The 15,205-nt window shown below is 44.4% G+C and carries 8 protein-coding genes and 1 tRNA gene; 4 read left to right on the forward strand and 5 right to left on the reverse strand.

Annotation, left to right across the window (positions count from 1 at the left end):
* Positions 1–9 precede the first annotated feature (9 nt).
* The 3 genes from N39L_RS23240 to N39L_RS23250 form a co-directional block, all read right to left on the reverse strand.
* Positions 10–555: an NUDIX hydrolase gene (locus tag N39L_RS23240; RefSeq protein WP_014276519.1), complete on the reverse strand. Its 546-nt coding sequence runs from the start codon at positions 553–555 to the stop codon at positions 10–12.
* Positions 555–1,049 (reverse strand): 2-amino-4-hydroxy-6-hydroxymethyldihydropteridine diphosphokinase, encoded by a 495-nt coding sequence (gene folK / locus N39L_RS23245; protein ID WP_014276520.1) that lies wholly within the window; start codon positions 1,047–1,049, stop codon positions 555–557. Before folK ends, N39L_RS23240 begins: the two co-directional genes overlap by 1 nt.
* An 879-nt stretch (positions 1,050–1,928) precedes the next feature.
* Entirely contained in the window at positions 1,929–3,305 is a 1,377-nt protein-coding gene (locus N39L_RS23250; protein WP_006618549.1) for a tetratricopeptide repeat protein, read from the reverse strand.
* A gap of 77 nt (positions 3,306–3,382) precedes the next feature.
* On the opposite strand from N39L_RS23250, the gene cofH reads away from it, so the two are divergent.
* Both cofH and N39L_RS23260 read left to right on the forward strand, forming a co-directional pair.
* On the forward strand, positions 3,383–4,519 hold the full coding sequence (gene cofH, locus N39L_RS23255; RefSeq protein ID WP_014276523.1) for a 7,8-didemethyl-8-hydroxy-5-deazariboflavin synthase subunit CofH: 1,137 nt from the start codon (positions 3,383–3,385) through the stop codon (positions 4,517–4,519).
* 105 nt (positions 4,520–4,624) lie between these two features.
* A complete protein-coding gene (locus N39L_RS23260; RefSeq protein ID WP_014276524.1) occupies positions 4,625–6,904 on the forward strand; it encodes a transglycosylase domain-containing protein in 2,280 nt (759 codons plus the stop codon).
* A 76-nt stretch (positions 6,905–6,980) separates the two neighbouring features.
* Here N39L_RS23260 and N39L_RS23265 read toward each other — a convergent pair.
* Positions 6,981–7,053: transfer RNA gene (locus N39L_RS23265), tRNA-Glu, on the reverse strand.
* A gap of 431 nt (positions 7,054–7,484) precedes the next feature.
* Between N39L_RS23265 and N39L_RS23270 the strand changes: the two genes are divergently transcribed.
* Complete coding sequence (locus N39L_RS23270; protein ID WP_006618552.1) at positions 7,485–8,549, forward strand: ParA family protein; 1,065 nt, start codon at positions 7,485–7,487, stop codon at positions 8,547–8,549.
* Positions 8,533–9,261 (forward strand): HEPN domain-containing protein, encoded by a 729-nt coding sequence (locus tag N39L_RS23275; RefSeq protein WP_006618553.1) that lies wholly within the window; start codon positions 8,533–8,535, stop codon positions 9,259–9,261. The genes N39L_RS23270 and N39L_RS23275 overlap by 17 nt, the downstream gene beginning before the upstream one ends.
* A gap of 62 nt (positions 9,262–9,323) precedes the next feature.
* Here the strand turns inward: N39L_RS23275 and N39L_RS23280 are convergent, their stop codons facing one another.
* Positions 9,324–15,074: an alpha-2-macroglobulin family protein gene (locus N39L_RS23280; RefSeq protein ID WP_014276526.1), complete on the reverse strand. Its 5,751-nt coding sequence runs from the start codon at positions 15,072–15,074 to the stop codon at positions 9,324–9,326.
* Positions 15,075–15,205 lie beyond the last annotated feature (131 nt).

The following is a 15,205-nucleotide window of genomic DNA, read 5'->3' on the forward strand; positions in this document are numbered from 1 at the left end:
ACTACAGAGTTATAGAAACGGTTTAGCTAACATAAAACTAGCCATAGATTTAGCATCGACAGGTTCCCCCTGTAAAATCGCCTCTTCCAACTCTTGGGGAGTCATCAAAACGGTGTCTATATCCTCATCTTCATCTTGTGGGGGGGGAGTTTCCAGTTTTTCGAGATCTTCGGCGAGAAAGGCGTAAATAATTTCATCAGAATAACCCGGCGCGAGGATAAATTGCCCTAGTTTACGCCACTTAGAAGCCCGGTAGCCTGTTTCCTCCTCAATTTCTCGCCTCACGGTTTCGGCGGGGTCTTCGTTAGCTTCTACCGTCCCGGCTGGAAATTCCAAAGTCCGCCCTTCCACCGCAAATCGATATTGTCGGACCAATACCAACTTACCTTCTGGGGTAACGGGAATTACTAAAGCGCCTCCGGGGTGTCTAACACATTCCCACTGACCGATCGCACCATTAGGAAGGCGAAGGCGGTGGACATCAAAGTTAAATTTCCGACCTCGATAAAACAGTTGTTGATCTAGGATTTCTGGGGGTTCTGAACCTGGTTTCATTAGTTAGCCACAGTTAGTTTTTGGACTCCTGAGTGATCGATAGTTTCCAGCAATTGGGCGATCGTCTTTTTACTGACAGGATCTATCCAATCCGGGGCTATTTCCGCTAGGGGGACTAACACAAAAGCCCGATCACCCATCCTAGGGTGGGGTATTTCTAGGGTAGGTGTCTTCAAGATTAAATCATCGAACAGCAATAAATCAAGATCTAGGGTTCTCGGTCCCCATCTTTCCCCACGCACCCGCCCCAATTTCTTCTCAATTTCTAGCAGAGTCTCCAACAGCAACTGGGGGGAGATACTCACCACGAGGGTAGCACAACCATTGATATAATCCGGCTGAGGGGGTCCCACGGGAGTTGTCCGATACCAATGCGATCGTTCTTTCACCCTAATTCCCCCATAGCCGCCAAGTAATTCTAGGGCTGTTTCTAATGTTTGACAACATAACCCCAGATTACTACCCAAACCTATTGCTACATTCGCATCAACCATAATTAACAATTAACAATTAACAATTAATTAACCGGTGGGGTGGGGCGGGTTTATTAAACGGGTCGCTCATTCCTATAACTCACCTTAGAACCCGCCCCTATAATTGTCAATTAATAATTAATTAACCGGTGGGGTGGGGCGGGTTTATTCAGCCCGTCGGTTATTCCTATAACTCACCTTAGAACCCGCCCCTATAATTGTCAATTAATAATTAATTAACCGGTGGGGTGGGGCGGGTTTATTAAACGGGTCGCTCATTCCTATAACTGACTGTGGAACCCGCCCCTACAATTAACAATTAACAATTAACAATTAATTAACCGGTGGGGTGGGGCGGGTTTATTAAACGGGTCGGTTATTCCTATGACTAACTGCGGAACCCGCCCCTACAATTAACAATTAACAATTAACAATTAATTAACCGGTGGGGTGGGGCGGGTTTATTAAACGGGTCGGTTATTCCTATGACTAACTGCGGAACCCGCCCCTACAATTAACAATTAATAATTAACAATTAATTAACCGGTGGGGTGGGGCGGGTTTATTCAGCCCGTCGCTCATTCCTATAACTGACTGCGGAACCCGCCCCTACAATTAACAATTAACAATTAATTAACCGGTGGGGTGGGGCGGGTTTATTAAACGGGTCGGTTATTCCTATGACTGACTGCGGAACCCGCCCCTACAATTAACAATTAATAATTAATTCACCGGTGGGGTGGGGCGGGTTTATTAAACGGGTCGGTTATTCCTATGACTGACTGCGGAACCCGCCCCTACAATTAATAATTAACAATTAATTAACCGGTGGGGTGGGGCGGGTTTATTCAGCCCGTCCCTCATTCCTATAACTGACTGCGGAACCCGCCCCTACAATTGTCAATTATCCATTTCATTTTCATTTTCCGTTAATTTTTCTTCGAGGGATTGAATTGTGTTGAGAGTCGCCTGTGCAGCTTCTGGATCTCCAGCTTCTTCGATGATAGATAAAGCACTTTTTAGAGTTTCTAGGGCTTGGGAATAGTTGCCCAATTGCTCATGAATTGAGCCTAACTGATTAAGGATTTGACTAATCTCTGGCTGCTGTTCTGATTCTCGATAAACTTCTAGGGCTTGCTGATAAATTTCTAAGGCTTTTTCCCACATTTCCTGACTGTTATAAATGCGACCTATCTGGGTAAGTGCCGTCCCCGCTAGACCAAAATCATTAGCTTCCTTAGCCAAATTAGCAGCCTGCTGATAGGTTTCGATCGCTTGAGGAAACTGGTCTAAATTTTCGTAGATAATCCCCATTAAATTCAAGATACGAGCCGCCCCAGCGTTATCTCTGATGCGTTCTAAGAGTTGAGCCGCTTGCTGAAAGTGTACTAAGGCTTGGAAATCATCTCCATTTTCGCGGTAGATATAACCCATATTACTTAACAACCGTCCCACCCCGGCTTGGTCTCCTATTTGTCGGCGGAAAGCCAGGGCTTGTTGATAAATTTCTAGGGCTCTTTCTACCTCTCCTATGCTAAAATAAAGTGCCCCTAAATTGTTGAGGGTGCGGGAAAGATCCCGTAAATTGCCAACCTCTTGACGAATAGCCCGGGCTTGTTGATAATAGTCGAGGGCTTGGGTGGGTTGAGCTTGACTGGCATAGACGGCCGCGATATTATGTAAGGATTCCCCGACTTCACTACGATCGCCTGCACTTTGAGCTAGTCTCAGTGCTTCTTTGTGGTGTTCTAGGGCTTGGGGAAATTCACCCTGTTGGCGGTGAAGAAAACCCAGAAGGTTGAGACTGCGGGCTTTACCACTTTCGACTAGAGCCGTTTCCGAGGCTCCCTGGGGGTTTTGTTGGCGGTAAATTTCCAGGGCTTCAGAAATAGCTGGTAAAGCGCGATCGCTTTCGTTAAAATTGCTGTAAACTTCACCAATAGCATTCAGTGTTTCCGCCACAGCCAAGCGATCGCCTTGGTTCCGGCGGATTGACAATGCCTGTTCTAGGCTTTCTATGGCTTCGCGATGTTCGCCTTTATGGAATTGCTCAACTCCCTGATTGTGTAATTGATTATGATCAACAGATGGGTTGTCAATTTCCGAAGTTGGGGATGGTTCCGCAGATGGTTCCTCCTGAGCTAGAATAGGTGCGATCGTGAACACCAACACAGTCGCACCCATAAGCATCAAAATCGGTATATTCCGCAGTTTGAGGCTAAACCAGAGCAGTGGTCGTCTGGGAACTCCAATAGATAAAGCAGATTTTAATATCATTGCTGTCATTCAACTAATTAAGGAACTTGAGTAAATATGCTGACCGATTTAACTTGGGAGACTATTGATTAGATTGTATGTTAACTCAAACCGTTGATGCCATTTTGGATTGTGCCTCAGAGGGGGCTGATTTATCCCCAGAGCAAGGATTAATCCTACTAGAAGCCAATCACCCGAAAGTTACCGAACGTCTGCGAGAAGTGGCAGATAAGTGGCGATCGCGTGATTGTGGAGATACTGTAACCTATGTAATTAATCGCAATCTCAATTTTACCAACATTTGCGAACAGCATTGCAATTTTTGCGCTTTTCGGCGTGATGAAGGGGAAGCCGGGGCGTTTTGGTTGGGTTTTGAGCAAATTCTCCAAAAAGCCAAAGATGCTGTCGAAAGGGGAGCCACCGAAATTTGTATGCAGGGGGGATTAAATCCCAAGGCTCAGATTAACGGTCAGTTTTTACCCTATTATCTCCAGTTGGTGAAGACCATCAAAAATGAGTTTCCTAATTTACACCTTCATGCTTTTTCCCCCCAGGAAGTGCAATTTATTGCCCGTGGCGATCGCCTCAGTTATGATGTAGTCATAGGTTCACTGCGGGATGCTGGAGTCGGTTCTATGCCAGGAACAGCCGCCGAAGTGTTAGACGATCGCATTCGCCAGGTCATCTGTCCAGAAAAAATTAATACAGCCACCTGGTTAGAAATTGTAGAAACCGCCCACAGTCTAGGAGTTCCCACCACTAGCACCATCTTATGTGGTCACATTGAAACCCACCAACAGCAGATCGCCCACTTGCAAAAATTGCGATCGCTACAACAAAAAGCCATTGACCGCAATTATCCCGCCCGCATTACCGAATTTATCGCCCTGCCTTTTGTCGGGGAACAAGCACCTCCGTCCTTACGCCGCCGGGTAGGACGAGACCAACCAATTTTAACTGATAGCCTCAGACTCATGGCTGTAGCCCGGATTTTCCTCGGTAACTGGATTATGAACCATCAACCTAGTTGGGTAAAATTGGGTTTATCCGGTGCCACAGAAGCCCTAAAATGGGGCTGTAATGATATCGGCGGCACCTTAATGGAAGAACATATCACCACTATGGCAGGAGCTACTGGGGGAACCTGCCAGACTGTAAAAGACCTTCAACAGGCGATCGCCTCAGTCGGGCGAAAACCTCTCCAGCGTGATACCCTATATAGCATTATCCATTGATTTCCCCCAACCGTAAATCACTACTAACAGTAGGTGTTATAATCTTGCGAGTCAGCTAAGGCCAGTGAGTCTCACATAACGGCTATATGCGAAATGTCGCCAAATATGTCATCTAAAAAGCCGGACCCGAAGTCAAATACAGTTATAAGTGCCATCACCCACGTTGTGCAGACCATTCACGCCAGAGTTAACTTCTCCCGGCTGGTACTAAGGCCTAATAGTAGGGTTCCTGAACTTTGGGTGCAAAATGCTGATGCGGATAAGGCTGATGTTTATCCGCTATTAGGCGATCGCTATGTGATTGGTCGTTCTTCGCGATCTAGTGATATCGTGGTTCGCAATCCTGTAGTTAGTCAGGTGCATCTGTGTTTATTACGTCAGCCACCACATAAAACCATTTTGGGAGAACATCCCTCTCGACAATTTTTGCTCCAAGACGAAAGCTCAACCAATGGAGTCTATAAGGGACGGCGGCGGCTTCAGGTTTTTCCCCTGCGTCATGGGGATGTCATTACTTTGGGCCCCCCGGAACTCGCTAATGGTGTTCGGGTTCAGTATGTAGATCCACCACCCCTATATCTGCGGTTACTGTGCTCTGGTCTTTATACCTTCTGTGGTATTAGTGCTTTGGTCGCCTTAATCGTTTTGTGGCAGTGGCAATATTTTACCGTGCGACCTCTGCCTCGCTCTATCAATGGCCCGGTAGTCGTTTATTCCCGTGATCATCAGCCTCTGCGGGGTACAACCAACAATAATTTACAACTGGAATTAGAGGCTTTATCCGATTTTTCCTCTTACCTACCAAAGGCCGTTATAGCTTCGGAAGATAGCCGCTTTTATTGGCACATGGGTATTGACCCCATCGGAATTTTCAGGGCTTTTATCACGAATTTACAAGGCGGTGAAATTAGAGAAGGTGGCAGCACGATTTCCCAGCAGTTAGCCCGCACTTTATTTAGGGAGTACGTCGGCACAGAAGATTCCGCCTGGCGGAAATCCAGAGAGGCGATCGTCGCCCTTAAATTAGAGACTTTTTATGGTAAAGACACTCTCTTACTTACCTATTTAAACCGAGTATATTTAGGCTTAGACCTCTATGGTTTTGAAAATGCCGCTCAGTTCTATTTTGGCAAATCTGCCGCTAATTTAACCCTGTCCGAAGCTGCAACACTGGCAGGTATTTTGCCCGCCCCCAATAGTTTTAATCCTATTCAAAATTATGAGTTAGCCGTCCAGTATCGCGATCGCGTTTTGGCGAGAATGGAAGCCCTGGGAATGATTAACTCTGAAGAAGCCGATCGGGCGAGGCGATCGCGTATTGAAATTAACCCCAGGGCGCGGGAAATTCTCGAAAGTACCATTGCACCCTACTTTTATGATTATGTATTTACCGAAATAGAGAGACTTCTCGGCAGTCAATTGGCGCGAGAGGGTAACTTTATTGTCGAAACCTCTTTAGATCCTCAAATGCAAGCCGTCGCTGAGAGGTCTTTGCAACAACATCTAGCTACCGTCGGCGCTGGTGCTGGCTTTTCTCAGGGGGGAATAGTCACTCTCGACTCCAGTAATGGCGCAGTTATGGCTATGGTCGGAGGAATCAGTTATGGGGATAGTCAATTTAACCGCGTGACTCAAGCCCTACGACAGCCCGGATCTACCTTTAAGCTCTTTCCCTATGCCGCCGCCTTAGATAAGGGTATCCCCCCCGGTAGAACCTATTCCTGTGAACCTCTCACTTGGCAAGGACAAACTTTTAGAGGATGCGATCGCAGTAGTGGGTCTGTCGATATGTATCGGGGTATGGCTTTATCCGAAAACGTCACCGCCCTAAGAGTCGCCCAGGAGGTCGGCTTAAATTCCGTCGTCGATATGGCACGACGGCTAGGCATTCGCTCCGATTTAAATCCGGTTCCCGGTTTGGTTTTGGGTCAAAGTGAAGTTACCCTGCTAGAGATGACTGGCGCTTTTAATGTCATGGCTAATCGCGGTTTAGCTCACTATCCCCACGGCATTAGACGTATTTTAGATAGTAGTGATTGCACCGATGCGATCGATATTAATAGCTGTCGGGTCATTTATGCCTATGATCGAGAAAATCCCAGAGTCCCCCAGGTCGTTTCTCCCCTCGTCACAGAAACTATGACTTCCATGCTACAGGGAGTAATTCGTTGGGGCACAGGTCAGGATGCTAGTTTGGGTTTAGGGGAAGCTGGAAAAACTGGCACCACCAACTCCAATGTTGACCTCTGGTTTATTGGCTATATACCCAATCAGAGACTCACCACAGGCATTTGGCTCGGTAATGATGACAATTCCCCTACTTTCGGCAGTAGCGCTAATGCAGCTCAATTATGGGGCGATTATATGCGCCAGATCCTCCCTTGAGGTTAGCCAACTATCACCAAAAAGACTAGGGTAGAGACCACATTCCACAATCCCTACCCTAACCTTAAATTTTTAGTACCCCCAAGGGAATTCGAATCCCTGTCGCCTCCGTGAAAGGGAGGTGTCCTAGGCCTCTAGACGATGGGGGCTTGTGTTTGTGTTTCGCCTTTGATTTTCGAGCTTTTTGCGCTCTCACCTTTATTAACTTAGCGAATCTTTCAACTTCTGTCAACCCTTTTGCCGATTTTTTTTTGACTTTTTTCTGGCAGCCGCTTAATCTCCCTCTGGGTAAGCGTTTCGGCTTCTAACTTCCCGTATATTTCCGAGTCCCTAGAACCATAACCGCCACCATCAAGCCTCTGGCTCCATCCTAACATGACCCCTTAAATCTAGCCATCAGTCTCCCCAGAGCCAGACAGACCCCCACCACTCTCACCTCATCACCATCACCTCAGAATTGATACAGCCACATCAGACAGCATCTGAACTGAGTCTCAAACCCCCATATTATTAAAGGTTGGGGCAATGATTATATGCTACAATTACCCAACATCGGCGAGTTAAAAACAGGGTAAATATCATGGTTCAGAAAATCGCACTATTTAATCACAAAGGCGGAGTCAGTAAAACCACCACCACATTTAACTTGGGTTGGATGTTAGCATCAAAAGGCAAAAAAGTGATTATTGTAGATGCTGACCCACAATGTAATTTAACTGGTATGGCTTTAGAACAAGATACCGAAGATGACCAAGCCAGAATCGAAGCTATCTACAATACACATTCAAACATTAAGACCGGACTCGCCCCAGCTTTTGAAGGTCAACCTAAAGCCATTGAAGCCGTCAATTGTGTTCCTTTATTAGGTCAAGAAGGCTTATTTTTACTTCCGGGTCATGTGGGATTTGCTGAGTATGAAGTTACCCTAGGTATTGCTCAAGAGTTAAGTAGTTCCATTCAAACACTCCAAAATTTACCCGGGTCTATTACTGCATTGTTTAACAAAACTGCCGCGCTCTTTAATGCGGATTATATTTTAATTGATATGAGTCCTAGCTTGAATTCAATTAATCAAAATTTGTTGATGACCAGCGACTTTTTTATCATTCCTACTACCGCTGATTTCTTCTCCGTGATGGCGATCGAATCCTTGAGTAAAATTTTGCCTAAATGGTCATTATGGGCTAAAAAAGCCAGTTCGTCACCGATTTTAAAAGAGGCAATCTATCCATTTCCTGATTTTAAACTTCGCTTTCTGGGAACTATTATTCAGAATTATCGAATTATTCACGGTAAGGAAACTGTGGCTTTTCAAAAATGGATTGACAAAATCGAGGCAGATGTTAAAGATAAATTAGTTCCTGTGTTCAGCCAATCTGGTTTAATGTTACCTACTCCCAGTTATTTTGAGCAAGGTATTAGCGAAACTTTTACTTTAACCAAGATTTCTAACTTTAATAGTCTAATTGCCCTTTCTCAAAAGCATCAAACTCCCATTTATGATTTAACTCGTGAGCAATTAAGACAAGCTGGAAAAGTTTTAACAAACAATCGGAAAAAACAGGAAGAATTTCGTGGGGTATTTGCAGACCTAGCAGATAAAGTTATCGGATTAACTTCTCAGAGTTATGCAATTAGCGCTTGACCAATTTCGGGTCAGTATTGCTCGTGTTAGGGATTTAATTGATGTTCATAACTATATTAAATCTCAATCGACCCCGGCTTTAGATTTATCTGATATTTTACGAGCATCCCTGGTTTTAGCCGTGAGTGCGTTAGATTACTATATCCATGAAGTTGTCACCCTGGGAATGTTAGAAATTTATAAAGGTGAACGTCCTCAAACTGCCGCCTTTTCACGTTTTCAAGTGTCATTAGGTAACACTACCAATGATAGATTAATGCTGATGAATATTGAATCTTGGTTAGAAACAGAAATTCAGTTAAGCCAAGCCGGGTCATTGCTGCCACCATCTCCCAGTGTATCAGATTTGCTTCCACTGATATCAAGTGCGATTCAAAATAAACTCAATCAAACTTCATTACTCAATGATGAACTCCGAGAAAACCTGGGATATAAGAGTTTTCAAAAACCAGATAAAATAGCTGATGCTATTCGTCTTATTTATGACCAAAAATTGTGGGATGAGGTAGCGCAGCAAATGGGGAAATCAGCATCCGATATCAAACAACAACTTAGCGCAATAGTCGATCGCAGAAATAAAATTGCTCATCAAGCTGATATAGACCCTTCTTTTGGTATCGGAAACAGATGGCCTATTTATGACTGTCTAGTTAGCGACTGCGTTGATTTTCTTGAACAACTTGTAGAAACTATACACCAAGTCTTAACATAATTGATGGCGATTACTTGCTATTATCCTCCATTTATGGTATAATAGGCGGAGCTTTTCCGAGTCTATCTATCGGATACCACTAACAACCCAGAGGTAGTTCGTCCGAACTCTTCTGGGTTATATTGTAGATAGGCTCTAGCACCCGGCCAGATAAATTCGCCGGGGGTGACAGAACGTACTAGATAATGAACATGATATGCACCAGGTATGAGACGATCGCTATAAGCCATAATGCGATCGCGATAAATAGTTTGATAGGCAATTTCCCAACTATCAGCCTGACTTTGTAAGACTTGATTACTCGTCTCAAAACTCCTATCAATCGCCTCTAAACCAGCCGGGAGAGGGTCAACAATCATCACTTTATCCACTGGATGATCTGCGATAATTTCCAACCCAATATCAAATATCTGTCCCGGTTTCACCGTTAAAGGTTTAGACTCCTCTGTGAGGCTATAGGTTTGCAGACTTTCAGTTTCGTTAGCCGGTCGAATAGTCCGAATCACCCGAAGACCATTAAGTTGACCTGGCTGCTTTCCTTCTAGGCGATAACTGTATTTTATCCAATAATGTAAATTACCCGAATTTTCAGGTTGAATCGATAGTTGATAATTTCCTTGGGGTAATTCTGCCATCGGTAGGTTAAGATTAAAGCTAGAATTACCATCATTTCCTAACTCAATTTGCTCTGATATGTACCCCCCCACTTCCAAATTAACCCGGAAACTTTCCGACGTGGTTTGGGTTTGTTGATAAGCCACTAACGCCGTTAACGCTTCGGCGGTATCATAGTCATTTTGCCAAATTCCCTCACGACGCAGGTTTAACAGACTTTCCACTAATCTACCGATAGTTTCTGGCTGTTGGTTTTGGGTAATATATAAGCGCAATGCTTGAGACTGTAAAACCGTCGGAGAGGCTAACCATTGATATCCGGGGGGTAAATTAACCGTCGCTGTCCGTCCCGTTTGATAAATGTGTTTTTGGATATCTTGGAAAATCGTATTAAATTCCGTTTCCCATTGGGGGAAGTTGGCTAAATAACCAGCCAGTTTAATTTGGGTGGCGGGGTCAAATTCCCGCCAAGTTCCGTAAATTTCTGCCATGAAATCACTGCGCGTTTCTCCTAAGTCTGATAAGGCGATTAACGCTTCAAGACGCAGGCGGTTTTTACAGATATTATTAACACAGAAGCCATTTTCATCAGGATTAGCAACTACTTGATTTAGATAATTTCTGAGGCGATTAATCAGATTATTATTAACCGTAAATCCGGCTTGAGATGCTTTGGCTAAGGATTCTGCGGCGTAACTCGATAGTAGCGGATCGGAGATATTCGCGGCGGGAAAATAGCCAAAACCGCCATCTTCTTTTTGTAAGCCGGCTAATCTGTTAATAGCATCATTAGCTTGCAATTCCAAATCTAAGCCCGATAAATCATTAGGATTTTTCCCAATAATTTGGAGATTACTTGCTATTAATAAACGACTGGCTATGGGTTCTAAGAATGGTAAAGTTGGCTGTTGGAAAATTTGGGTCGCAGGTTGTGTTAATTGGGGGATTAAACTATTAGCCAGGGAAATAGTTAGACCTCCCGCATTGGGGACTACCTTATCATCAATATTAATGGGAATGCTGACGGTTTCGCGGGTAGTCCCGGAAGCGATTACCTGTTCCGTTGTTTCTAGGGGTTTTATCTCCAAAGGAACTTGAAAACTATCAGTTTTATTTTGCAGTCTGCTGGTGAATTTTACCAGGGAATTTCCTACTTGTTCAACTAACACAGGAAAACGATAGGCTTGGGTGGCCGTTTCCGCTTGGGTTTTCAGGTGGTGGCTGGTTTTATTCCCCGCTGAAAATAACAGTCCACCACTCAGGTCTCCGGTGATGTCTAATTGTCCTTTCAGGTTGTCTCGGTTGGTGATGGAAACTCCCGCTAAAAAGCGATCGCCTACCCGTGCGAATTGTGGTAGTATCGGATTAGATAATAGGGATTTACTGGTGATAAATGTCGCTTCCCCCGACCCAAATTCTAAATTTTCGTCAGTAGCGATCGCCAGAACTCGCCAGGTGGTTAAATTATCAGGTAACGTAAAATTAACCGTGGCTTTTCCTTGGGTGTCCGTGATAATTGAACCGTTATAGTAGGCTAACGCTTGGAAGTCTTGACGCAACTTAGATGTATCAATAGTGGCGGCGGAAAATCCTCCCCCATAACCCCAACCTTTAGCCAACGGTGACATCAATGATTGTATTACCACATCAGGACGGTTATCTGTTAATCGGGTCGATATTGATTGTTCAGCATATACAGTATCTACTAAGTTGGGGGGTCGGTAGCCGTTAAGTTGCAATATCGCATCATTGACCACCATTAAAGTGATTTGTCCGCTAATCGGTTGATAATTATCCTTCGTCAACTCTAGGTTAATCGTGGCTTGGGAACCAGGTTGAAATTCCGATTGATTCGGGTTAATTTTGACTTGTAAATACTTCCCATTTTTGCTGACATTTAACGGAGTCATCCCGATAGATACTAGATTATCTACGCTTCCCGGTTCCAGTTGTGATAGAGGTTCTCCCTGACGGACTAAGACCGCTTCTACAGCCACATTAGGTAGCATTTCTGGTGTTACTTGAAAGCGGATTTCTGGTGCGCCGCCTTTCACCGGAATTAGGGTTTTATACAAAATGCGATCGCGAATTACTGCGAAAAATAACTCTCCCTCCCCATAGGGTGATTGAATTAAAGCCGTTGCTATATCTCCCGGTTGGTAATTATCCCGGTCTAGTTTAATTTCGAGGCGGTTATCATAACGATTTCCCCAACTCACCGGACTATCACCTGTTATCCAAATTTGAATATCAGTAGCTTTCGGTGTATTTAAGGGGTCCGAAGCAAATCTCGCCTGAATGCGATAAGACCCTGATTCCCTCGCCGTTAATTCTACAGTTTTCGCAGTATTACCACTCCTGACATCTACAGTATCCACTGTTTCATATTCCAGTTGATTTCGGTTAGTTTGTCCCCCTTCCACCACCCGGGTGATACTGCTGTAATTCATTTTCTGTAATTCCAGCTTCACCGGAACATTATTAATTGATTTACCCTCAACATCAGTAACAATCACTTCCACCGGAAAAGCCTGATTAACATTAGCTACAAATTTGCTTTTCAGTCCAATCAATTGATGGTTAGGTAAGACCGTAAAACTTTGGGAGTCCGCGACCGACAGGTTAGAAACATCTGTCACTTCCACATCAACTTGATATCTGAGGGGATAGGGAACATCACCGCTAACAGTGATCATTTCACTTCCCGAACCCGCCGCGTCTAAATTTTGCGATCGCTGTAAGACATCACTAGAAATCGTCGGTTTTTCTTCCGGCCAAAACCACTGTCTTCCAAAATGATATTTTTCCCAACCTGGGGGAGTGAAATCACTAGCCGTCCGCGTCACATAATATTTAGCCTCACCACCAACTACCGGAGAACCGAATAAATAATCACCCTGAACTGTCGCCATAATTTTATCCTGACTCACAGCTAATTGGCGGTCAAGACTCAAATCAACCTTAAAGTTAGGGGGGTTAAATTCTGCTACTCGAAAATTACCAACAATTTCTACCCCATTGATACCTTTACCCTGAATTACATAATTCCCCAAAGGGTCATCTGGCTTAACCGTAAATTCTACCGAAAACGTAGCAAATTGATTAGTTGAATAATCCCCTAATTCTCGTTTTTCCCCCGTCGGAGTTTCTAGCGTGAGATTATAGACCGTATTCTGATCTGGCTGTAATTCCCCATTTTGTAAATAGTAAGCCACCCCCGTTAAAGCGATAGGTTCACCCGGTTGATAGAGTTGTCGGTCTGAAAAAATAGTTCCGCGAGAAATCGGTTTATTTTCATCCCAACCCGCATAAACTCCATAGCCATAAGCACCACTGTAGGAGTAGCTGCGAGTGAATGCCCAGTCCTCCCCTTCTTTAGCAATTACCAACAGTTCTGGGGGTTCATTAAACCGACTGGCTCCCATACATCCCCCCAGGTTTTCCGCCGTTAATAATAGCAATCCCTCCCTATTAGTAATTCCCCTAGCACAAGCAGTTGGTTGAGGAAATGATCTAGCATTAAGTTGGGATTGGTATATTTCCACCGATGCTGATGCTACTGGTGAACCGTCATCTAAATGATTAACTCTCACCATTCCCGACTCTGGAAACCATTGGGAAAACACACCCAAGTTAGTTAACTGAACCATCCCATAAAAGCTAGGCTCATTCCATTCCGTCACACCATTTTTTTCATAGGAAGTAGTTTTGGCTTTAATTCCATAGGCTAACATTCCCGTTTTCCCTTGTAACTTATCTCGCAGATTAATCGAAGTTTCGATAGTTTGATTAGTCGCACCACCATCAACCCTAAAATTTTGCCATTTATCTGAGGTGGGGAGTAAATTTTTACCCTCCCTGCTCGGATAGGCTTGCTCTGCATAGACTAAATCTTCTGGCTGGATAATTGCATAAGCTGCTTGATAGCGAGATTCGGGTATATTAACAGTAGAAACGTTAATTTGTAAATTGTTACCAGATGGGAAAATATTTAAACCAGAAGGAGTCCACAGGTCAGCCGCAAGATTTCCCGTTTTATAGTTAAGGTTGATGGGTTCCTCTAGCCTTTGATTAAAGGTGTCTTCCAGGTTAGCGCCAATCGTAATTACATAATTAGTTTGAGGTTGAAAAGACCAAGGATTTAAGCTGATTGTATCGTTACCGTCGTATGATTGTATCAGCGGCGGTGCATCTCCTACTGGTGGCGGGTTTATCGTGATATTTTCTCTGGCTGATTGCGCCGTAATTCCGTTATTAAACTTAAGTTGAGGACTCCCATTAGTAAATCTTCCATAGGTTCCACCTTCCCTAGGTTGTCCATAAAATTGGATTCCTTGAAACTGTAGGGGTTCGTAGGTGTAAATTGGGTTGGAAATCAGAAATTGGCTGGCTAGATTTCCCGTTTTTGATTGCAGTCCGGGTGTGATTTCTAGGGTGTAACGGCTGGCTTTTTCTAGCTTTTGCTGAAATTTTATGTTATAATCCCAGCTATGGGAAAATGGGCTTTCTCTGTCTTCTCGCGCCACATCCCCGCTACCAGCTTCCGGTTTATCTAGTGTTACCCGTAGAGGAATGGCTTTTTTGGTCTTGTCGGAAATGACTCTGATATGGTCGTTGACTGAGGCGAGATCTAGTTCTACGTTAGATGTAAATTTGAGGGTGGGGTCTAAACCTATGGGGTGGTCAGGAAAACCAGGGTTATCTTCCGTCCCCGGAAGGTTTGACAGTTGAATGGCTGGAGTGTTGAAAGTCCAGGCTATGTCTGACTCTAGTTGATGGTCGCTGAGGTCGCTGAGTCCTTTTTTCAGCGTTACCTGAAACCGGGTGGCTAGGGGAATTGCCTCTTCCGCTTGAAAACCTACCATCCGGGGTGTCAGAAATCGGAATCTTCCCGGTATTGTGGGGTTGATGTCAAAGTGTTTGAGTTGTTGTCTCTGGTTGGGGGAGTCGAGACGCTCAACCGGAATTAACGGGTTGCTAAAAGTGATTCTAATCTGGCCTAAAGATGTGGCTTCCTCTGTAGGACTAATTTCTTTTATCCACTCTGGAAGCTGGGGAAGGGGTAGCGGGGATATGCTGACCATCGGTTCACCAACGGGTTGACTGCTGAAAATTCGACACCCGGCTATGGTGAGGATAAACAGCGAGACTAGGAAAAACCGCTTCCAGATTCTACGGGAAAAGCCTATTGTTACCATAGGAGATTATGCGATCGCATTTCGTATTCCCTTCATAACACATCCGAGTTGCTCAACCCCGGAAACTTCCACAATTCTTAATTGTTTCTATCTCCTCCGGCTATCGTTTCAAGGGTTGACTGTTTAACTAT

This window comes from Limnospira platensis NIES-39, assembly GCF_026000695.1.
GTDB classification, from domain to species: domain Bacteria; phylum Cyanobacteriota; class Cyanobacteriia; order Cyanobacteriales; family Microcoleaceae; genus Limnospira; species Limnospira platensis.

What these genes read in the sequence shown, in the direction of transcription:
- folK (WP_014276520.1), bottom strand. Translation starts at nt 1,049, where the DNA reads ATGGTTGATGCGAATGTAGCAATAGGTTTGGGTAGTAATCTGGGGTTA.
- N39L_RS23240 (WP_014276519.1), bottom strand. Translation starts at nt 555, where the DNA reads ATGAAACCAGGTTCAGAACCCCCAGAAATCCTAGATCAACAACTGTTT.
- N39L_RS23270 (WP_006618552.1), top strand. Translation starts at nt 7,485, where the DNA reads ATGGTTCAGAAAATCGCACTATTTAATCACAAAGGCGGAGTCAGTAAA.
- N39L_RS23250 (WP_006618549.1), bottom strand. Translation starts at nt 3,305, where the DNA reads ATGATATTAAAATCTGCTTTATCTATTGGAGTTCCCAGACGACCACTG.
- cofH (WP_014276523.1), top strand. Translation starts at nt 3,383, where the DNA reads ATGTTAACTCAAACCGTTGATGCCATTTTGGATTGTGCCTCAGAGGGG.
- N39L_RS23280 (WP_014276526.1), bottom strand. Translation starts at nt 15,074, where the DNA reads ATGGTAACAATAGGCTTTTCCCGTAGAATCTGGAAGCGGTTTTTCCTA.
- N39L_RS23275 (WP_006618553.1), top strand. Translation starts at nt 8,533, where the DNA reads ATGCAATTAGCGCTTGACCAATTTCGGGTCAGTATTGCTCGTGTTAGG.
- N39L_RS23260 (WP_014276524.1), top strand. Translation starts at nt 4,625, where the DNA reads ATGTCATCTAAAAAGCCGGACCCGAAGTCAAATACAGTTATAAGTGCC.